Annotated in this window: 18 protein-coding genes and 1 riboswitch; of the genes, 6 read left to right on the top strand and 12 right to left on the bottom strand. The window is 29.9% G+C overall.

What is annotated here, in order from left to right:
* Nucleotides 1-98 precede the first annotated feature (98 nt).
* Nucleotides 99-1,586, bottom strand: coding sequence for a M56 family metallopeptidase (locus tag B5S50_RS18205; protein WP_065077403.1), 1,488 nt, complete (start codon nucleotides 1,584-1,586; stop codon nucleotides 99-101).
* Nucleotides 1,587-1,592: 6 nt separating this feature from the next.
* Entirely contained in the window at nucleotides 1,593-1,964 is a 372-nt protein-coding gene (locus B5S50_RS18200; protein ID WP_065077404.1) for a BlaI/MecI/CopY family transcriptional regulator, read from the bottom strand.
* Nucleotides 1,965-2,234: 270 nt separating this feature from the next.
* Between B5S50_RS18200 and B5S50_RS18195 the strand changes: the two genes are divergently transcribed.
* Entirely contained in the window at nucleotides 2,235-4,235 is a 2,001-nt protein-coding gene (locus tag B5S50_RS18195; RefSeq protein ID WP_217302475.1) for a methyl-accepting chemotaxis protein, read from the top strand.
* A gap of 289 nt (nucleotides 4,236-4,524) precedes the next feature.
* On the opposite strand, the gene B5S50_RS18190 is transcribed toward B5S50_RS18195, so the two are convergent.
* Nucleotides 4,525-4,902, bottom strand: a complete 378-nt coding sequence (locus B5S50_RS18190; protein WP_063555868.1) for a response regulator — start codon at nucleotides 4,900-4,902, stop codon at nucleotides 4,525-4,527.
* Nucleotides 4,903-5,156: 254 nt separating this feature from the next.
* A riboswitch (TPP riboswitch) is annotated at nucleotides 5,157-5,256 on the top strand.
* 91 nt (nucleotides 5,257-5,347) lie between these two features.
* On the opposite strand from B5S50_RS18190, the gene B5S50_RS18185 reads away from it, so the two are divergent.
* Complete coding sequence (locus B5S50_RS18185) at nucleotides 5,348-5,950, top strand: thiamine phosphate synthase (protein ID WP_065077406.1); 603 nt, start codon at nucleotides 5,348-5,350, stop codon at nucleotides 5,948-5,950.
* A gap of 144 nt (nucleotides 5,951-6,094) precedes the next feature.
* Nucleotides 6,095-7,576 (top strand): nicotinate phosphoribosyltransferase, encoded by a 1,482-nt coding sequence (locus tag B5S50_RS18180; protein WP_065077407.1) that lies wholly within the window; start codon nucleotides 6,095-6,097, stop codon nucleotides 7,574-7,576.
* Between the two features lie 120 nt (nucleotides 7,577-7,696).
* On the opposite strand, the gene B5S50_RS18175 is transcribed toward B5S50_RS18180, so the two are convergent.
* Complete coding sequence (locus tag B5S50_RS18175; RefSeq protein WP_065077408.1) at nucleotides 7,697-8,305, bottom strand: CoA pyrophosphatase; 609 nt, start codon at nucleotides 8,303-8,305, stop codon at nucleotides 7,697-7,699.
* A 137-nt stretch (nucleotides 8,306-8,442) separates the two neighbouring features.
* Between B5S50_RS18175 and B5S50_RS18170 the strand changes: the two genes are divergently transcribed.
* Nucleotides 8,443-9,684 carry a D-alanyl-D-alanine carboxypeptidase family protein gene (locus tag B5S50_RS18170; RefSeq protein WP_217302474.1) on the top strand — a complete coding sequence of 414 codons (1,242 nt, stop codon included), beginning with the start codon at nucleotides 8,443-8,445 and terminating at the stop codon, nucleotides 9,682-9,684.
* Between the two features lie 373 nt (nucleotides 9,685-10,057).
* Here B5S50_RS18170 and gap read toward each other — a convergent pair whose 3' ends face one another.
* A complete protein-coding gene (gene gap, locus B5S50_RS18165) occupies nucleotides 10,058-11,113 on the bottom strand; it encodes a type I glyceraldehyde-3-phosphate dehydrogenase (protein ID WP_065077410.1) in 1,056 nt (351 codons plus the stop codon).
* Between the two features lie 360 nt (nucleotides 11,114-11,473).
* Here gap and gltX point away from each other — a divergent pair, with 360 nt between their 5' ends.
* Nucleotides 11,474-12,916: a glutamate--tRNA ligase gene (gene gltX / locus B5S50_RS18160; protein ID WP_217302473.1), complete on the top strand. Its 1,443-nt coding sequence runs from the start codon at nucleotides 11,474-11,476 to the stop codon at nucleotides 12,914-12,916.
* An 11-nt stretch (nucleotides 12,917-12,927) separates the two neighbouring features.
* Here the strand turns inward: gltX and B5S50_RS18155 are convergent, their stop codons facing one another.
* Both B5S50_RS18155 and purB read right to left on the bottom strand, forming a co-directional pair.
* Nucleotides 12,928-13,875 (bottom strand): hypothetical protein, encoded by a 948-nt coding sequence (locus B5S50_RS18155; RefSeq protein ID WP_217302472.1) that lies wholly within the window; start codon nucleotides 13,873-13,875, stop codon nucleotides 12,928-12,930.
* Nucleotides 13,876-14,057: 182 nt separating this feature from the next.
* Nucleotides 14,058-15,488, bottom strand: a complete 1,431-nt coding sequence (gene purB, locus B5S50_RS18150; protein ID WP_217302471.1) for an adenylosuccinate lyase — start codon at nucleotides 15,486-15,488, stop codon at nucleotides 14,058-14,060.
* 248 nt (nucleotides 15,489-15,736) lie between these two features.
* Here purB and B5S50_RS18145 point away from each other — a divergent pair, with 248 nt between their 5' ends.
* A complete protein-coding gene (locus tag B5S50_RS18145) occupies nucleotides 15,737-15,952 on the top strand; it encodes a DUF378 domain-containing protein (protein WP_217302470.1) in 216 nt (71 codons plus the stop codon).
* A 168-nt stretch (nucleotides 15,953-16,120) separates the two neighbouring features.
* Here B5S50_RS18145 and B5S50_RS18140 read toward each other — a convergent pair whose 3' ends face one another.
* The 5 genes from B5S50_RS18140 to B5S50_RS18120 all read right to left on the bottom strand — a co-directional run bounded on the left by B5S50_RS18140 (nucleotide 16,121) and on the right by B5S50_RS18120 (nucleotide 20,304).
* Nucleotides 16,121-16,381: an HPr family phosphocarrier protein gene (locus tag B5S50_RS18140; protein WP_013238000.1), complete on the bottom strand. Its 261-nt coding sequence runs from the start codon at nucleotides 16,379-16,381 to the stop codon at nucleotides 16,121-16,123.
* 124 nt (nucleotides 16,382-16,505) lie between these two features.
* Nucleotides 16,506-17,699 carry a pyridoxal phosphate-dependent aminotransferase gene (locus tag B5S50_RS18135; RefSeq protein ID WP_217302469.1) on the bottom strand — a complete coding sequence of 398 codons (1,194 nt, stop codon included), beginning with the start codon at nucleotides 17,697-17,699 and terminating at the stop codon, nucleotides 16,506-16,508.
* 71 nt (nucleotides 17,700-17,770) lie between these two features.
* A complete protein-coding gene (locus B5S50_RS18130) occupies nucleotides 17,771-18,127 on the bottom strand; it encodes an SMR family transporter (protein WP_217302468.1) in 357 nt (118 codons plus the stop codon).
* A complete protein-coding gene (locus B5S50_RS18125; protein WP_217302467.1) occupies nucleotides 18,124-19,425 on the bottom strand; it encodes a hypothetical protein in 1,302 nt (433 codons plus the stop codon). Before B5S50_RS18125 ends, B5S50_RS18130 begins: the two co-directional genes overlap by 4 nt.
* An 18-nt stretch (nucleotides 19,426-19,443) precedes the next feature.
* Nucleotides 19,444-20,304 carry a decaprenyl-phosphate phosphoribosyltransferase gene (locus B5S50_RS18120; protein WP_254306619.1) on the bottom strand — a complete coding sequence of 287 codons (861 nt, stop codon included), beginning with the start codon at nucleotides 20,302-20,304 and terminating at the stop codon, nucleotides 19,444-19,446.
* Between the last annotated feature and the right edge of the window lie 16 nt (nucleotides 20,305-20,320).

Genomic DNA, 20,320 nt, shown 5'->3' with positions numbered 1-20,320 from the left:
AATTTTTTACTTAGGCTTATCAAAATATTTAACCGAGCTGAAGGTTGTAAAAATATCCGGAGTATAAATTTATTCTTTGCTTAGAAACTATAATGCATTTAAACCTTTTTCAAAACGTAGTAAACTGGTTTTCTACAGCCAAAAGCATAGTCGCCATTTTTCCACCTAAAAAACATATAACTTTCTCCATCTATATTTTTTATTACATATTCACTAGAAAGTTTATCACTTTTATTGATTGCAATTCCTTTTGTCCACGTTAACCAGCTTTTATCTGTAGTACCTCCATTAAAAAATTTAATTTCTTTTATATACATGTTATCCTTCCACTGTCTCTTATCTTTTTTGAAATCAGATATATTATCAACAATATCTACAGATTTCCAGTTTCCCAAAGCCTCAGGATCACATTCATAAGGATAACTTGTGTTATCCTCTATTCTATTTATTCCAAGTTCATCTACTACATATTTGGACGTTATCTGTCTATTTAACGCATCTTGTGAAAATACATTGTTTATTTTTGCTTCAGTAAGCATAATTAATATACAAAAGCAGAATACAATTATAGAGCTTATAATAGCCTTAGGTGAAATTCTTTCAAACTTCTTTATCATGCTAATTCTTTTGGCCATATATTTAGCATCTACAGATATGCCAACTGCCATACTTACTCTAGATTTTTTAACAAACTTTGAGTATTTTATGAGGTCTATCATAGTATATCCATATTCCTTGGTCTTCTCAGATTCTATATAATTAAGAGCTATAGAATCACAGGATAATTCCATATCCTTTTTCATTTCATTTGCGAAATACCATATAATGGGATTAAACCAATAAATTACTCTAGTTATTCTGATAACATAATTTACTAAAATATCTTTTTTCTTATAGTGCGAAAGTTCATGTAAAAATATATTTTTAATATCATTGTCATTCATATCTTTAATCACAGTTAAAGGCATCAATATCTTAGGTGCGATTATGCCAAAAATTGCTGGACTTTTTATATCTATGCCTTGTACAACATTTATATTCTTCTTTATATTCATATTGTTTTTGCACTTTTGCAAAATATCAATAATTCTTTTATCCCTTATTGATTCATATTTACTTACTTTTCTCAAACATGTCACATATGATATAAGTATATAAATCATGCCTAAAATAAAACCTGCATACCATATTTCAAATGTGACTTGCATATATGATTCGGGTATGTTAAATGTATCCCTAATAATACTTGGATTTAAGTAAGCATAATCAGTATCACCTTTAGCACTACCTACACTTTCCTCACTTACACTCTCAGTAAGATACTGATCATAATCAAATTTATCTATTGCCGATGTAACAGGCGGTCTATTAAAGTAAAACGGAATTATGTTGAATATGCTAAGTGAACTCTTAGGTAAAGCCGGCACAATAAGTCTTACCAAAATCAGAATTCCAATAATATATTGAACTTCTATTCTCAATCTCTGTTTTAAAACTTTTTTAGCAGCTAGAAAAAATATTATTAAAAAACTAGCTAGAAGTGATAAATATAACACCCATTTATATAAAATAATAAATTTAAACATAAGCTCCTAATCCCTATCATTTAATATTTTTTTTAAATCGTCTAAATCCTCTTCTGTCAATTTATTGTCTTCTATAAAATTCAATAACATATTTTTAGCAGCACCATTGTATACTCTTTTAATAAAAGAACTACTTTCCTGCCTTGCACATTCTTTTTCATCAAATAGAGGATAATAATAATAAGTTCTACCTTCTTCATTAAATCCAATCACATTTTTCTTTAAGAGTCTGCTTATAAGTGATTTAACTGTCTTAGGTTTCCAACTTGTACTATCTTCCAACTTCTTTACTATTTCATTTGCTGAACATGGATTTTTGTCCCATATGACTTTCATTACTTCCCACTCTGATTCAGATATTTTTGGTATATTCGTCATGATAACTCCTCCTGAAAGTATAATTACGTTTGTAATCTATGATATATATCATATCCCCTTTTTCAATAATTATCAATAGTATTTTATATAGTGCCTATCTTAAGATAGTATCATTTTTCTATATTTTCTAAATTATTTTTATTTAAAAAATTTATTAAATTATGTTGATTTTTGTTAATATGTACTTTATTATTTTATTATATTACATATTAACTAGAGTTAGCACTAAATTTTTAAGTGATTGGTATAAAATAATAAAGGGGGATTAAAATGACTTTTAAGGATTTCAAACTAAACAGTATTAGAACTAAATTAATTATTAGCTTAGTAGCAATTTGTGTAATTCCACTAGCTATAGGAGGCCTTGGTTCCTATATGCAATCAAAGTCAATTCTCACAAATAAGTTAATGCTTACAAGTACTCAAACTCTCACAGAAATAGACAGCGGATTAACTAATTACTTTAATGGATTTTCAGATATAATTGATCTTACTGCAAATAATCCCGGTATTATAAATATTGATACAGACAATAATACTCCAATGATATCAGATATGCTAAAAGGTATAAAAGAAAGCGATAAGGACATATTTGATGTATATTACGGAACTGCCTCCAAAAAGTTTACTATATATCCTATTTCAACAATGCCTGAAGGATATGATCCAACTACAAGGCCCTGGTATAAACAAGCTTTAACAAATAGGAGTAAAGTGGTAATAACTCCTCCTTATAAAGACGCTGTAACTGGTAAAACTCTTGTTGGAGTTGTACAAACAGTAGAAAAAAATGGTCAAATAGTTGGTGTTATTGGATTGGATTGTTCTCTAGCTACACTTACAGAAAGAATATCTACAAAGAAAGTGGGTACTACAGGATATGTGTTTGTTTCTGATGCATCAGGTAATACCTTAGCACATCCCCAAAAAGAACTTATCAATACAAATGCAGCCACTAAGCTATCTTTTTGGGATAAAGCAAAATCAGGAAACAGTGGATTTGTTAATTATACCTATAATGGTACCAGTAAATTTGCGGTATATCAGACAAATAAATTAACAGATTGGAAGCTAGTGGCGGCTTTAGATAAAAGTGAACTCACCAAGGATACAAACTCTATACTAGTTACAACTTTTTTAATAATAATAATAATGGGAATAATTGCAATATTTCTTTCATTGTTTTTAAGCAAAGGAATATCTAATAATATCAAAAAATTGGAGGAAGTATTTTCCAAAGCCTCAAATGGAGATTTAACGGTGTGTATAACTGCTTCCACAAAGGATGAATTTAAAGATTTGGCTGAATCATTTAACTTAATGATGAAAAATATATCCAAGCTCATGAATAATGTTCTAAAATCATCTAAAACAGTTCTAGAAACGTCAACAAGTCTTGCAAGTATGTCTGAAGAAGTAACCGCTTCTGTAGGCGAAGTAGCAAAAGCTGTTGAAGAAGTTTCCTTAGGTGCAACCGAACAAGCTAAAGGTGCTCAAAATGGCGCTTCTGAAATGGAGGATTTATCAAATAGGTTAAAAGAAGTTAGTATTACTTCTGATGAAATGGATAAGATTTCAAATGCCACTAAAAGATTAGGTACAAAAGGACTCTCTGTAGTAGATACTTTAACTGAAAAATCAAATAAAGCTAAAACAGTTACTACCTCTGTCAATGATATAGTTCGTGACATGAACGAAAGTGCTAAACAGATAAATAGTATATCTGAAACAATATCTGAAATAACAGACCAAACTAATCTTTTAGCATTAAATGCAAGTATAGAATCTGCACGTGCAGGCGAAGCTGGCAAAGGATTTGCAGTAGTAGCAGAAGAGATAAGGATACTCGCTGAAGAATCTCAAAATTCAACCAATGAGATAAAGAAAATTATAGAAAGTATACAAAATAAATCAGAGACAGCAGTAAGTGCTATTAAATCCGCTGAAAATGCAGTAGATGACCAATATTTAGCCGTAGATCAAACTCATAAAATATTTAAAGTAATTCTAAAATCAATTGAATCAATGATTGCTAAAGTTGATGAGGTAAAAACATCTATTTCCGATATAAATGAGAAAAAACAATCTACAATATCTGAAATTGATAATATTTCATCTATATCACAGGAAACAGCTGCAGCTTCACAAGAAACTACAGCTTCAACAGAAGAGATATCAGCCACTATGGAAGAACTTACAAAACATTCAAGTAATCTTCAAATATTGGCAGAACAATTAGCAGCTGAAATAAATAAATTTAAAATTAACTAATTGACAAAATTAAGCTGCTATATCTTATATAGTAGCTTAATCTTAAATTAATTACTCAACTCTCACAAATTAAGAATTAATAATGAAGAATTAATAGTGAAGGATGATTTTTAGCTATTGCAAAAAATCTCTAAATTTATACAAGTCAGTGATTAGTAATGTTTTGCTTTAGCAAAACGAGCCTTAAAAAATTTAATTAAAGATTTTTTGTAGTGTAACGGAAAAAAATCCACATTAACTATTAATTCTTCACTCTTAACTATTAACTAAAAAAGTTGCTTCATAAAAATCACTTGATAAATATCCTATTTACTAATTCTATAAGTTCATCCTTTACCCAATTCTTTTTAAAAAAGTAAGTGGCTCCAAGATCTTCACATATTCCATTTTCATCTGAAAAGTCTTTTTCCCCTCCATCCGAAAGAATAATTATTTTTAAATCTTTATACTCTTTTTTTAATTCTATAAGAACTTCTATTCCGCTTTTTTTAGGCATATATATATCCGTGATTACTAGATCAATATTACCGCTTTCTTTAAATACTTTAATTCCTTCTTCACCATCCCCTGCTTCATATACTTTATAATTTGCTTCCTCTAGAATTTTTCTTATAAATTGTCTCACACTTAAAGAATCATCAATTATTAATATATTTTTTTTACCCATAATTCTTTAAAACTCCCCTCATAAAGTTTATCTAATTTAATACTTTTTATCCGATCGCTACCATCTGTAACACTCCCATTAATTTTGTAAATCAACCATAAAGTTACCTAAGCATACAAATAATCACAAATTCATATTTTAATTATACAAAATATTAAAATAATTTTCTATAGTTTATGCCATTTTATTACAAACAATATTCTAAATCATTTACATATATAAAACTAAGTAGTATTATATACCTATAAATTAATAAATTGTTGCGGGGGTACCAGTTTGGTTGAGAAGGTAAAACCTGACCCTTTGAACTTGATGTAGTTAACACTACCGTAGGGAGGCAAATTAATAAAGATATATTTCAAGGAGTGTTTACAATATAAACACTCTTTTTTATTTTTAAAAACAAATTTATCCAGAAAATGAAAAATTGGGAGTCCATGATACTATGAACAAAAAATTATATGTAGTAACAAACAGAAAGCTTGTAAAAAATAAGAACATGATTGATATACTAAAGGGTTCCATATTAGGTGGTGCAGATGCCATAATCTTGCGTGAAAAAGATCTTACTTACAGGCAATTAGTTCCAATTGCTGAGGAAATAGAAAAAATTACAGGACCTAACAATATACCCTTAATAATAAACAGCAATATAGAAACAGCCTTAAAAGTAAATGCCAAAGGATTTCACACAAGTTATCAAAATTATATGAATAGCAATTTTAAATTAAAATGTACTGTAGGCGTATCTGTACACAATACTTTGGAAGCTATAAATGCACAAAAAAAAGGTGCAGATTATCTCCTTGCAGGACATATTTTTGAAACAGACTGTAAAAAAGGACTAAAAGGCAGGGGTATTTCATTTTTAAAAGAAATCCTAAATAACGTTTCAATTCCAGTTATTGCAATAGGTGGAATAACTGAGACCAATATAGATATAGTATTAGGAACCAAAGTTCGTGGTGCAGCTGTAATGTCTCTTGTAATGACTTCAGATGACCCTTTTACTACAACTTATAATCTAAAAAAACATTTTAAAAGATGAAGGTATCCATGCCTTACATTCTTCAATAAAGTTCAGAATTCCATAAATGTACAACCTTGTAATATGTTAATTTAAGTATTACAATGTATACATATGTATATTTTTTTATCATAATCAAAACATAGATAAGAGGAGATTTTCATTATGGAAAGCACAAAGAACTTTAATGTGAGAAACGAAAGAAACCTCACAATGCTAGTAGATTTCTATGAATTTACTATGGGTAACGGGTATTTGAAAACCAATATGGGTAATAGAATAGCCTATTTTGATATGTTTTTCAGAAAGATTCCAGATGAAGGTGGTTATTGCATAATGGCAGGTGTTCAACAAGTTATAGAATACCTGTCAAATTTAAGTTTTACAGATGAAGATATAGAGTATCTCAGGGATAAGGAACAATTTTCAGAAGACTTTTTAAATTACCTAAAAGATTTTAGATTTTGCTGTGATGTATGGGCAGTACCCGAAGGAACTCCTATATTTCCAAATGAACCGCTAATAACTGTAAGAGGTCCCGCTATTCAAGCTCAGTTTGTTGAAACCATGATACTTCTAACTATAAATCACCAGACCCTAATTGCAACAAAAGCAAGTAGGATTTGTAGAGCAGCAGGCACTAGACCTGTAATGGAATTTGGTTCTAGGCGTGCTCAAGCTCCTGATGCAGCTATATATGGTGCTAGGGCTGCGGTTATAGGTGGATGTAATTCCACTGCTTGTACTATATCTGAGCAAATGTTCGGTATGCCTGCAGTTGGTACAATGGCCCATAGTTGGATACAACTTTTCCCATCAGAATATGAATCTTTTAAGGCCTGGGCTGAAGTATATCCTGATAATTGTGTACTACTTATTGATACATACAATGTACTGAAATCTGGTCTCCCCAATGCTATAAAGGTTTTCAAAGAAATTTTAATTCCAAATGGTCATAAACCTAAGGGAGTAAGAATTGATAGTGGAGACATAACTTACTTAACAAAAGAATGTAGAAAAATACTTGATAGGGCCGATCTTGAAGATGTTAACATAGTTATTTCAAACTCATTAGATGAATTTATCATAACTGATGTACTTAGAGAAGGTGCCTGCATTGATTCTTTTGGTGTAGGAGAGAGACTCATAACTGCAAGATCAGAACCAGTATTTGGTGGAGTATATAAGCTATCTGCCATAGAGGATAAGGAAGGTAAAATAATACCTAAAATAAAAATAAGTGAAAATGAAGAGAAAATAACTAACCCTGGATTTAAAAAAGTATATAGAATTTATAGTAAAAAAGGAAATAAAGCAATGGCAGATTTAATAACTTTAGAAGATGAAGAAATAAATAAGGATGAGCCTATAGAAATATTTGATCCAGTTTTTACGTGGAAAAGAAAAAAAATAAGAGATTATTATATAAAAGATTTAAGAGTAAAAATATTTGATAAGGGGAAACTTGTATACACCTGCCCTGATGTGCTAGACATAAGAGATAGAGCAAAAGAAGAATTGTCCAGATTATGGCCTGAAGTGCTGAGATTTGAAAATCCTCATCACTACTATGTAGATTTATCTGAAAAACTTTGGGATTTAAAACATCAACTTCTCAGTAAATATTCTTCAACTTATGTAGAATAATATCAATACAATTTGTAGAGGAACAGGTAATAAACTTATTACCTGTTCCTCTGTTCTATGGCTGAAGCCTCTAGACAATGCTTTCTAAATGCTAAAAACATTAAGAATACTGTTAATAAGTTATATCTCATTTTTAATTATATTCGTAAATTTCTTTATTATTAATGCCGTAAACCCCCATATAGTATAATCTTTATATGTATAAAAATATGTTGGCATTTTCCCCCTCCTAAATTTGTAGTTTTCTCCACCTATTATCAGATTATAGGGAAAGTCATCTTTTGGGTGTGGAACTATCTCAATTTCATGTAATACAGGTTCTTTATCCATAAAAAAATTTAGAGGTACCGTAAATACATGATCTACTTCCTCCTTACTTGGACTTATATCTTCCCTATTTAACTTGCATACAAAAGGATACATTACAAAATTATAGGGAGTAACAATGTAATCCATATCTCCTATAAATTCTATATCCTTCCTATTTAAATTCAGCTCTTCCATAGTCTCTCTAATAGCTGTATCTTTTGGAGCCTCCCCCTTTTCCATTTTTCCTCCAGGCAAACATACATCACCAGGCTGATGTTTTAAATTTAAAGACCTTACTTCAAATAACAAATTTAATTCTCCATCCCTGCTGCATAAGGGAATCATCACTGAATTTTTATTATAATGTCCAATCATATTTGCTTTTCTAGATTTAAATATATCATTTATTTTATCTATCATTGTTTACCTCCTAAAATCAAATAATCCTCAATTGTAAAATGAATTTTATAATGTTATACTTTAAAATGTCATGATTAATTATATAATGTTTTTAATAAAACATATACATAAATATTAAATAAGTGGAGTGATGTACTTTGAAATGTAAAAATACTAGTTTATTACTTACATTTATTTTCATATTTTGTTTATCTTTTAATGTACTTGCTGATAATTCAACTGCTCTACCTGAAATATACGGTAAAGCAGCCATAACAGTGGACATGCAGACAAATGAAATAATATATGAAAAGAATGCAGATATTAAAATGTACCCTGCTAGCACTACAAAACTTTTAACAGCTATTCTTCTTGAAAAAAATAAAAAACCAGGGGATATGCTAACATACACAGCTGATGCTAAAGCTCAACCACCATCCTCTTTAAATAGAGATCTACACGCTATAGATGTAGGTGATACCATGTCTGCTGAAGATGTAATGGATGGGCTTTTAATGTATTCTGCCAATGACTTAGCATACGTCATAGCAGAAAATGTATCTAAGGATGCACCTACGTTTTCTGACAAGATGAATGAAGAAGTAAAAAAACTAAATTTAAAAAACACTCACTTTGTAACACCAAATGGTCTCCATAATCCAAATCACTATACTACACCCTACGATATGAGTGTTATAGCAAGACAAGCCTTTAAAATTCCACGTATACAAAAGGCTATGGAGAGACCTGCAAATACTATAAAAACTACAAAAGGACTTGCTTTTCCCATTAAAAACACAAATAAACTTTTAGGCAAAGATGGTTGCATTGCAGGTAAAACTGGATATACCGATCCAGCTGGAAGATGTCTAGTTGCAGTTTATAGCAGAAACGGAAAAGAAATGGTAGGAGTCGTAATGGGTTCAGTTTATGATCCTGCAGACAGTTATGTATTTAATGATATGGAAAAAATAATAAATTGGAGTTATTCAAAACAACCTGTTGTTTTACATAAAAAGGATTCTATAATAGGAAGAAAAGAAGTTAGCTACAATCCTATTTCTTTTATAGGTATTAAAAAAAGCTTAGAAGTACCTATTAAAATTAAAGATGATGTAACATATTATGATAATGATTTGAATAAAAAAGACTTGAAAGAAACGATAAGCATTAAAAATACTTCTGTGGAAGCTCTAAAAGGTGAAGTTCCCCTGGGAACACTTACTGTAAGCCAACGTGAGTTCTCCAAGGATTATAATATTTATTCGGATCTGCCAAAACAGACCTTAGATAAAAATGTTATTTCCTTTTACGCTGCAATTTTTATATTGGTATTGATATTTATTTTTATCCTGGCACGTATAAAGAGAAGACGTAATAAAAGGCGTCGTTATTTATAATAGTTTAGGCATTTTCAAAGAAATAACTAGTCAGTATGCTAGCCTATTTTTTATCATACTGCGTCGGTAGAACCCTTAGATAGGATTCACTATCTGCGGAACCTGCCTCCTTGTCTGATAAACAAAGTTCTTGGCACATGATGCTTAGAAATTATTATCCAGGGACATAGCCGCTCTTTACTCACACTTGGGAAAGTGTGAGTATTAGAGCGGGTTAGTCATCGGATAAAAAATATTCGTCGCACCTTTGACTTGTTATTTTCTTTCAAATGCCTTATGTAAAAAACTAACCAAGCTAATTTAAGATAAAAAATTGTTCCTATGAAATTTCATAGGAACAATTTTTTTATTGGATTTCAACTTGATTGATATTTTAAACTCCTTCTGCAACCATATCCATAGGTTTTTCACTAGCCTTCTCCATCTCACCTGCAACATAATTTGCCAGATCTACAGTTCTACAAGAATAAGCCCATTCATTATCATACCAAGATACTACTTTAATCATATTATCCTTTAATACCATAGTTGAAAGACCATCTACTATAGAAGACCTGTCGTCTCCTTTATAATCTATAGATACCAATGGTTCTTCAGAATATCCCAGTATTCCTTTCATAGATCCCTCAGAAGCTCTTTTAAAAGCTTCATTTACTTCTTCTACCGTAACAGATTTTGAAAGTTCACAGACCAAGTCTGTAATGGAAACTGTAGGTGTAGGTATTCTAAGTGCAAAACCACTTAATTTTCCTTTTAAATTAGGCAATACTTTTGCCACTGCCTTAGCTGCTCCAGTAGTAGTTGGAATTATAGATTCTCCTGCAGCTCTAGCTCTTCTCAAATCCTTGTGAGTTTTGTCAAGTAATTGTTGGTCATTTGTATAAGAGTGAACGGTAGTCATAAGGCCTCTTATAATTCCAAAATTGTTATCTAATACTTTAGCAAAAGGTGCTAAACAATTAGTTGTACAGGATGCATTTGAAATAATATTGTGAGACTCAACATCAAATTTTTCTTGATTTACTCCCATAACTATAGTTATATCTTCGTCCTTTGCAGGAGCTGTAATTATAACCTTTTTTGCTCCAGCTTTTATATGCTTGTATAAACTTTCTCTATCTTTAAACTTCCCTGTGGATTCTATAACTATATCTACATCCAATTTACCCCAAGGTAAATTTTCAGGATCATTTTCCCTAAACACTTTTATTTTAGAACCATTTACAATAATTGAATCTTCTGCTGCCTTTACATTTCCATTAAATCTTCCGTAGCAGGAGTCGTATTTTAGAAGATGTGCCAGAGTTTCGTTATCTGCTCTTGCGTTAATTGCTACAATTTCAATATTGTCCTTCAGTCTTTCTTGGGCAATTCTCAAAACCAACCTTCCTATTCTTCCAAAACCATTAATTCCAACTTTTATGGACATTATCTTTTCCCCCTATAAAAAATTTATGTACTTTTACTTTATTATTACATAACATTTATCTTTATATTTTTAAATATATGCTGTATAAATAATATATGTGCTATATTATTTATATCAATAGATAGCATATATGTCAAATTTATTTTCCTGCCCATTTATTATGATATACTTATTTTCCTTTCATATATTAATATTATCTACATTTAATATGCATTTTCTCTATTTTACAAATAAGTTCATAATAAACCTGCTTGACACAAAATCTCTATTATTATATTATTTAAGGGTAGTAGAAAACTTACAACCTTTCGTCTAAAATAGATGAAAGGTTTTTACTTTAAAATAATGGGAGTGAAAAAAATGGCTAAAGTTAGAACGAGATTTGCGCCAAGTCCAACAGGATATATGCACGTTGGGAACTTAAGAACTGCGCTGTATACATATTTAATTGCAAAACATGCAGGTGGAGATTTCATACTCCGAATTGAAGATACAGATCAAGAAAGGTTTGTAGAAGGCGCTCTAGATATAATTTACGATACTTTAAAAGCTACAGGTCTTAAACATGATGAAGGACCTGATATAGGAGGTCCTGTTGGTCCTTACGTACAAAGTCAAAGAATGGATGTTTATTTAAAATATGCAAAAGAACTTATAGAAAAAGGTGAAGCATACTACTGCTTCTGTACAAAGGAAAGACTAGACTCACTCAGAAATAATTCAGATACTTATAAATATGATAAACACTGCTTACACCTCTCAAAAGAAGAGATAGAAAAAAACTTAGCATCAGGAATTCCCTATGTTATAAGACAAAACAACCCTGAAGTGGGTGTTACTTCATTTAACGATGAAATTTATGGTAACATATCTGTGGACAATTCTGAATTAGATGACATGATACTTATAAAATCAGATGGATATCCTACTTATAATTTTGCAAACGTAATAGACGATCATCTTATGGGAATAACTCATGTAGTAAGAGGAAGTGAGTATCTTTCTTCTGCTCCTAAATACAATAGATTATATGAAGCTTTCGGATGGGAAATTCCAATATACGTTCACTGTCCCCCAATAATGAAAGATGAGCATAATAAACTCAGCAAAAGAAACGGTGATGCATCTTTTGAGGACTTGATAGAAAAAGGTTATTTAAAAGAAGCTGTGCTTAATTATATAGCACTTTTAGGATGGAACCCAAGGAGTGAACAGGAAATCTTCAATTTAGAAGAACTTGTAAAAGAATTTGACTATAGAAATATCAATAAATCACCTGCCATATTTGATAATGTAAAACTCAAGTGGATGAATGGAGAATATATAAAGAAACTACCTTTAGAAGAGTTCAATTCTCTTGCCCTTCCTTATTATAAGAAAGTAATTTCAAAGGACTTAGATTTTTTAAAGATAAGTAGTTTACTCCAAACAAGAGTTGAGGTATTAAGCGAGATACCAGACTTTCTAGATTTCTTTGAGAAGCTTCCAGAATACACTGAAGACATATATGTTCACAAAAGAATGAAATCAAATTTGGAAAGCTCACTTACAGTACTTGAAAAAATTCTTCCAAAGTTTAAAGAACTATCACCCTGGACTTTTGAAAATATAGAAAAATGCTGCATGGACTTAATATCCGAAATGGATGTTAAAAACGGAGTAGTACTGTGGCCTGTACGAATTGGTCTTTCCGGTAAAAAATCTACCCCTGGTGGCGCTTTTGAAATAGCCGATATTATCGGCAAAGAAGAATCTATAAAGAGAACAGAAATTGGTATTGAAAAGTTAAAAAATGCTCAATAATAAAAACGTACCTATACTTTAGGTACGTTTTTATTATCAGTTTTCTGCTCTGGCATCCCATGTGCTTTCTTTAATTCTCTTACAAATAGTATATTGTAAAATGTTACCATTGTATTATTATCTACTATAACAAATCCTTTACCTACATTTGTAACAGTCTTATTTTTTAAATGCTTAAAGCTTTCTTCACCCTTTGTACAAAGCTCTATAACTTTTCCCTTTAAAGAACTAAAATACTCTCTCATAGTTTTTTCAAGAGGACAGCTAATTTTATAGTTGTCTTCCTCTGATAGCTTTTCCATAGAGGACAGCTTAGTAGAATATAATCCTACTATATTTTTTATAGGTACTACAATATCAGAATCTTCACCATTAAATCTAACAAGTTCCCCATCTGAATGCACTACATTTACCTGTTTAAAAATATCACTTGTATCATTTTTAACATACAAGTCTAATTTTTCATTGCCTAATTTATTCAGCAAACCCATTACTCCTGAATTACAGTTTAAAAAACATTTATTTTTAAACATTATAGTACCATCTTTTTTAATTTTTCCATCCAACTTTTTTAAATTTTTATCTTTTCTATGGGAGCTATGTTTTTTTGATGCTTGCTTTTTATCGTCATTCTTTTTTTCCTCTGATTTATCTTTTTCTTCTTTCTTATCTTTTTCCTCTTTTTTCTCATTTCCCTCTTTTACATTTTTGTCTTTCTCAATAACATTTTTAGTCTTATCTCCTGATTCACTTTTTAATAGATCTATATTTTTTTCTATAATATTTTTCTGTATAAAATCAAATATTTCTTTATTGTCAGCATATTCCTGCTCATAGTACTCTTTTTCATTATCAGAATCAGCATACATCTTATTATATTTTTGTATTCTTTTCATATACTTTGGCACCATATATAAAGCTAATTGCATTAAATCATCTGCATTATTTCTTTTGGACAATTTAAAACACCTCCATAACTAAGGCTATAGGGTAATCCTATAGTATTAGAATATGAAGGCTTTAATTTAAGTTGCAGATTTAATTTTTATTTTTACATATTTATTCTATAGCTTAAGGCATTTGAAAGAAAATAACAAGTCAAATATCCTAGCATACTGACTAGTTATTTCTTTGAAAATGCCTAAACATCTATTTCAGCTTCTTCTCCTAAAATATCTTTGCTTTTATCAAGAAGAGGTTTTATTTGCTGCTGGATAAAGTCAACTACCTGGCCAGGTGCCCTACCTATAAACTTCTTAGAATCCACTAGTGAAAGTATCTCTTCTTCACTCATCTTAAAGAAAGAATCTCCTATTATTCTTTCCAATAAGTCGTTCTTCTTTCCCTCAACTTTTACCACTTTAGCTGCTTCCATAGAATGAACCCTAATTCTTTCATGAAGTTCCTGTCTGTCTCCACCTTTTTTAACAGCTTCCATTATTATGTTTTCTGTAGCCATAAAAGGAAGTTCAGAAGCCACATGAGATTCAATTACCTTAGGATAAACTACCATATTTTCCGATACATTCATATATAAGTTTAGCACTCCATCAAGAGCTAGAAAAGCTTCTGGTATAGATATTCTCTTATTTGCTGAATCATCAAGAGTTCTTTCAAACCATTGAGTTGAAGCTGTTATAGCAGGATTTAAAGCTGTTACTATTATATATCTTGCAAGAGAACCTATTCTCTCACATCTCATAGGATTTCGCTTGTATGCCATAGCAGAAGATCCTATTTGATTTTTTTCAAAAGGTTCCTCCATCTCTTTCATATTCTGCAATATTCTTAAATCATTGCTGAACTTATATGCACTTTGAGCAATTTCTGATAGGGTATTTAATATTATGGAATCAAGTTTTCTAGTATAAGTCTGTCCTGTAACCATAAACTCCTTTTCAAATCCCATTTTCTTAGTTACCATTGTATCTAATCTCTTTACTTTTTCTTCATCTCCATTAAAAAGTTCCATAAAGCTAGCTTGAGTTCCGGTAGTTCCCTTCACACCTCTAAATCTCATATTTTGTATGACAAATTCTATATTTTCAATATCTAAATAAAGGTCTTGAAGCCATAAAGTTGCCCTTTTTCCTACTGTAGTAAGCTGTGCAGGTTGAAGATGTGTAAAACCCAAAGTTGGCATATCTTTATATTTCAAAGCAAACTTAGTAAGATAGCTTATTACATTTATAACTTTTCTCTTTATTATATGAAGGGCTTCTCTCATAATTATAAGATCAGTATTATCCCCCACATAACAACTAGTTGCACCCAAATGTATTATTCCCTTAGCTTTAGGGCATTGTAAACCATAAGCATATACATGACTCATTACATCATGTCTTACTTCTTTTTCTCTTTTTTTTGCATCTTCATAATTTATATTTTCCATATTAGCTTTCAGCTCATCTATTTGCTCAGAAGTTATATTAAGTCCAAGCTCCTTTTCACACTCTGCAAGAGCTACCCAGAGTTTTCTCCAAGTTTTAAATTTCTTTTCATCAGAAAATATATAGCTCATCTCTTTAGATGCATATCTTGTGTTTAAAGGAGTAGTATATGTGTCTCTCATTTTAAAAATACCTCCGTACGTATGTAATATAATTGTTTTTATCATTCATATTATAACATATATTTTTCCTATATTACACGTTTATATTCACTAAAATAATAGATTTAACAAATTTTATCCAATAAATAAAGTATACAAACTGTTCTATTTTATTATATAGCTAATATACTTTAATTAAGAACTAATAAAAAAAGAAAGAGGTGAACTTTATTGGGTTTGGGCAGATTTACCCACCCAGTAAGCAAAATATGTATAAACTTAGTATCATAGATAAAGTTTCTTTAATTTTAGTACTTATCGGAGCCATAAACTGGGGACTAATAGGTTTATTAGATTTTAACATAGTGGAGATTTTATTTGGTGACCCTGTTAATTTAATTGGAAGAATACTATATATACTTATAGGAACTGCAGGAATAGATATGATTATACTATTTTTTAAAGCCAAAAAAGGCTATCAATGAATCTTACTTAGTGGGAATTTTGTTTTTCCCACTAAGTTTAGATGAATTATCTAGGGGCGTAGCTACTGTTAGCTCCCACTTTGATAGAAGTGGGAGTGTTACAGTAGGTAGCCATCAGATAAATAAATATAAGACCTATACTTTTATATAGGTCTTATATTTATAATCTTACTCTTCTAGTGAGTTTATTAATTTAATAATCTCTTCTACTGCTAGTGATTCATCATTACCTGATGCAGTAATTTTAACTTTAGAATCTTTAGTTACTCCTAATGAAAGAACTCCAATTAAACTCTTTATGTTAGCTTTTTTTCCATCAAATTCTATGGATAAATCTGATTTAAATGAAGAAGCTTTTTTTACTAATAGAGTTGCAGGTCTTGCATGTAATCCTGTAGAACTTTTAACTATAACTTCTTTAGAAATCATTTAATTCACCTCTATGCTTTAATATTATATACCACAATGTGACAAATCTTTCTCTACTTATTATACCATTTTTTGTTTACGTTTCAATACAATTTTTTTGTTCTATGACAAAAACTGTCATAGGCTATTTTAATTGAGATATAAACTTATCTATCCTATCCATTCCATTTTGTATATTTTTCATGGATGTAGCATAGGATAACCTTATGTATCCATCTAGTCCAAAACCCAGACCTGGAATTACTGCTACTTTTTCTTTCTCCAATAATTTCTGTGAAAATTCTAAAGAATTATTTATTACTACACCATCTATAGTTTTACCAAAAAGATTTGATATATTTAACATTACATAAAAAGCTCCTTCTGGATTCAAACAAGAAACATTTTTCATTTTATCTATTTTACTTACCATACAATCTCTTCTATTTTTAAACTCACTTACCATACTTTTAATCTGAGTATCTTTTCCATTTAAAGCAGCCACAGCTGCATATTGTGCTATAGAATTAGGATTTCCAGTAGTATGGCTCTGTATATTAGACATTACCTTTATTATATCTTTATTTGCTGCAGCATAGCCTATTCTCCATCCTGTCATAGCATAGGTTTTTGAAACTCCATTTATAACTATTGTTCTGTTGTAAGCATCTTCTGACAAACTTGCTATACTTATGTGTCCATTAGTACCATATATTAATTTTTCATATATTTCATCAGATAAAATGAGCAAATCCTTTTCCTTTGCAAAATTAGCTATTACTTTAAGTTCTTCTTTTGAATAAATAGTTCCTGTTGGATTATTAGGACTATTTAACAAAATCATTTTAGTATTTTTAGTATATGCTTTTTCTAAAGTTTCTAAAGTATATTTAAATCCGTCTTCTTCTTTTGTATCTGCAAATACAGGCACACCATCTGCAAGTTTAACTAGTTCAGGGTAGCTTACCCAATATGGCGTAGGTATTATAACTTCATCTCCAGGGTTCAATGTAGCTAAAAATGTATTTGAAAGACACTGTTTTGCCCCTGTAGATATTATAATCTGATTTATATTATAGTTCAGTTCATTATCTTTTTTAAATTTTTTAACAATAGCCTCTTTCAGCTCTGAAATACCAGACGCTGGAGTATATTTTGTGCACCCTTTTTTCATAGACTCTATTGCAGCTTCCTGAATATTTTCTGGTGTATTAAAGTCAGGTTCTCCTGCTCCAAAACCTATTACATCAATTCCATCTGATTTCATTCTTTTAGCTTCAGCTGTTATAGCTAAAGTTATAGACGGTTGAATTTTTTCAGCTTTTTTTGACAATATCATTTTCATTCCTCCATTACAATTTAATTTACAACATTCTTTATTTATAATAAGATAAGTCAGAGTTTTTTATTCTAACTTCTTGAAACAAGTATTACCCCAAGCATTATAAAAGCTACTCCTAATATTCTTATAAAAGATATGTTTTCCTTAAACATAAAATAAGAAAACACCATAGTTATTATATATCCTAAACTAACCATAGGATAAGCATAACTTAATTCTACCTTACTCAAAACCTTTATCCATAGTAAGAAACTTAATCCATAGGATATAATTCCTAGCATAACGGGTAAATTTTTTAATATGCTTAAAATACTTGGAATTAAATATTTTATAGTAAAGTTTAGATTGAGATTTACTACTCCATACTTTACAAGTACCTGTCCAATGGCTCCCAAAAAAACCGATATTAATATCAATACAATCATGCCCTTATCCCCTTAACTTTCAATAATAGATGCAATAAGTATTTTAAAGAAAAATAACAGCAATAAACAGCTATAAATATTTCTGGGAAGGAATACCTCCCTTGTCCTTCTGTTACAAAATAAACAGAGGTAAACATAAAAAATAACATTACTAAATAAAGTTTAAATTTATCTAATTCATCACTTCTGCCTTTAAAGATACTATAAAGTGTTCTTAACGAATATAACAAAACATATATAATAGTGGATAAAAACACAATTACCCTTATAATATTGTCAATTGCAAACAGAGTGTGAACATAGCTCTTATTAACTCCACTACCATAAGTACTATACGTTACATCATCACTCCAAAAATATGTATTAAGCAATCTTTTAAATCCCAATTCTATAAAATCAACAGGATGGCCTTTTATCCATTTTTTTGCAGCAGCACTTAACATCTTATTTTGTTCTGTTCTATTTGCCTTTTTATATTCAAGTTTATTTACAATAGAATCTTCCACATCTGCTGCAGGCATCCATCTTCCCAAATGATTTTGTGAGTTATTATTTATATAAAGTACTATTCCACCATTATTAGATACAAAAGTACGTTGTCCCATTAATTTTGTGTTTCTATATATCCAGGGAGAAATAACAATTATACTCATTATAAGAACAATAAGAGAATTTCTAAAAGCCCAAATCAACTTTTTATGCTTTATTACATCTACTAAAAATATAGCAAAGAAAAATACTATAAAAAAGGGCTTCACTATTGTATTAAGTCCTGTAAGTATTCCTATAAAAAAATACTTAAATCTCAAATCACTAAAATAAAGACAAGTGGCTGCAAGCATTATACTTGTAAAAATAAGTTCTGTACCTAAAATACTGTTAAAAAGTATGTTATTAGGGAACAACACAAATAATCCAAATATTATTTTCCTATCTATTTCCTTTAAGTTCACCTTATATAAGATAAACTTAAAACACAAGTAATTTATAAAAGTAATACACAAATTAAATATTTTAGCCGTTAATACACTAGCTCCAAATAGCTTAAATATCCCCCCTAAAACTATGGGATAGCCTACAGAAGTATATGTATCTCCCCAAGGAAGTCCTCTTGATATTTCCTTTGCCAAACTATAATAGTAATCAAAATCTGAAAATGGCTTAGCATTCACAAAAATTACCCACAGTATGGATAAAGCCATACCTAAAGCCATCATAATATAATAATACCTATTGTTATTATTGTAGTTATCATTTCTTGATTGGTAGTAATTATATTCAAAAACGTTAGATTTCATTTAAAACTGGTTTCCCTTCTATAATTTAAAGTATATTATAGCTATAACAACTATAATCCATATTAATATATCCGCAAGAAAAGGTATATCTTTTTGAAATACATCCTCCGGCTTTCCACCTATATTTTCTTTATCCATTAAATATTCATATCTGAGTATACCATACAATACAAAAGGAATAGTAAACATCATAGTTCTACTTTGTGTAGAACTAAAAGTATACAGGCAATAAGCCATAAGTACAGATGGGTTTACTATAGTTAACATTTTATCAATATTCTCAATTGAATATTTTTCTAATATCTTTCTAGAAGAACTTCTCTTGTCCTTTAAAGTTACAATCTCACTTTTTCTTTTGTTTAAACCTAAAAACAGTGCTAGAAGTATCGTACATAAAAACAACCAGGGTGAAACCTGAACTCCTGTAGCTATACTTCCACTTTCAACCCTTAATACAAATCCAAAAGCAATAGTCATAACATCTATTATAACTAAATTTTTAAGTTTAAAGGAGTAGAATATATTCACTATAATATACAACAAAAAAATAAGCAAAATTTCTATATTTAGAAATATATAAGTAAGGCATATTACTAAAATAAATAATAGTATATCTAAGGTGATAGCTTTATTTTTAGATACACGGCCACTTGCAATAGGTCTGTTTTTCTTATCAGGATGGCACTTGTCCTTTTCAACATCTACAATATCATTTAATACATAAATAGTAGAAGATGTCATACAAAATAAAATAAAAGTTAATATATTATTCTCTAATACACTGGTGTGTAAAAAATTTCCTGAAAAAATAATTGCAGCGAAAACGAAAAAATTTTTACTCCACTGCTTAGGTCTCATTAGTTCAATTATTGCTCCCATAACTTTCCTCCCTAGC

Origin of the sequence: Clostridium sp. 001 (assembly GCF_019056555.1) — a bacterium.
Classification (GTDB): domain Bacteria; phylum Bacillota; class Clostridia; order Clostridiales; family Clostridiaceae; genus Clostridium_B; species Clostridium_B ragsdalei.
The sequence above is the reverse complement of the archived record's forward strand: the minus strand, read 5'-3'. Positions and strand labels throughout refer to the sequence as shown.

Excerpts from the sequence above, each read along its gene's own strand:
- B5S50_RS18205 (WP_065077403.1), bottom strand. The coding sequence starts at position 1,586 with ATGTTTAAATTTATTATTTTATATAAATGGGTGTTATATTTATCACTT.
- B5S50_RS18200 (WP_065077404.1), bottom strand. The coding sequence starts at position 1,964 with ATGACGAATATACCAAAAATATCTGAATCAGAGTGGGAAGTAATGAAA.
- B5S50_RS18195 (WP_217302475.1), top strand. The coding sequence starts at position 2,235 with ATGACTTTTAAGGATTTCAAACTAAACAGTATTAGAACTAAATTAATT.
- B5S50_RS18190 (WP_063555868.1), bottom strand. The coding sequence starts at position 4,902 with ATGGGTAAAAAAAATATATTAATAATTGATGATTCTTTAAGTGTGAGA.
- B5S50_RS18185 (WP_065077406.1), top strand. The coding sequence starts at position 5,348 with ATGAACAAAAAATTATATGTAGTAACAAACAGAAAGCTTGTAAAAAAT.
- B5S50_RS18180 (WP_065077407.1), top strand. The coding sequence starts at position 6,095 with ATGGAAAGCACAAAGAACTTTAATGTGAGAAACGAAAGAAACCTCACA.
- B5S50_RS18175 (WP_065077408.1), bottom strand. The coding sequence starts at position 8,305 with ATGATAGATAAAATAAATGATATATTTAAATCTAGAAAAGCAAATATG.
- gap (WP_065077410.1), bottom strand. The coding sequence starts at position 11,113 with ATGTCCATAAAAGTTGGAATTAATGGTTTTGGAAGAATAGGAAGGTTG.
- gltX (WP_217302473.1), top strand. The coding sequence starts at position 11,474 with ATGGCTAAAGTTAGAACGAGATTTGCGCCAAGTCCAACAGGATATATG.
- purB (WP_217302471.1), bottom strand. The coding sequence starts at position 15,488 with ATGAGAGACACATATACTACTCCTTTAAACACAAGATATGCATCTAAA.
- B5S50_RS18145 (WP_217302470.1), top strand. The coding sequence starts at position 15,737 with ATGTATAAACTTAGTATCATAGATAAAGTTTCTTTAATTTTAGTACTT.
- B5S50_RS18140 (WP_013238000.1), bottom strand. The coding sequence starts at position 16,381 with ATGATTTCTAAAGAAGTTATAGTTAAAAGTTCTACAGGATTACATGCA.
- B5S50_RS18135 (WP_217302469.1), bottom strand. The coding sequence starts at position 17,699 with ATGATATTGTCAAAAAAAGCTGAAAAAATTCAACCGTCTATAACTTTA.
- B5S50_RS18130 (WP_217302468.1), bottom strand. The coding sequence starts at position 18,127 with ATGATTGTATTGATATTAATATCGGTTTTTTTGGGAGCCATTGGACAG.
- B5S50_RS18125 (WP_217302467.1), bottom strand. The coding sequence starts at position 19,425 with ATGAAATCTAACGTTTTTGAATATAATTACTACCAATCAAGAAATGAT.
- B5S50_RS18120 (WP_254306619.1), bottom strand. The coding sequence starts at position 20,304 with ATGGGAGCAATAATTGAACTAATGAGACCTAAGCAGTGGAGTAAAAAT.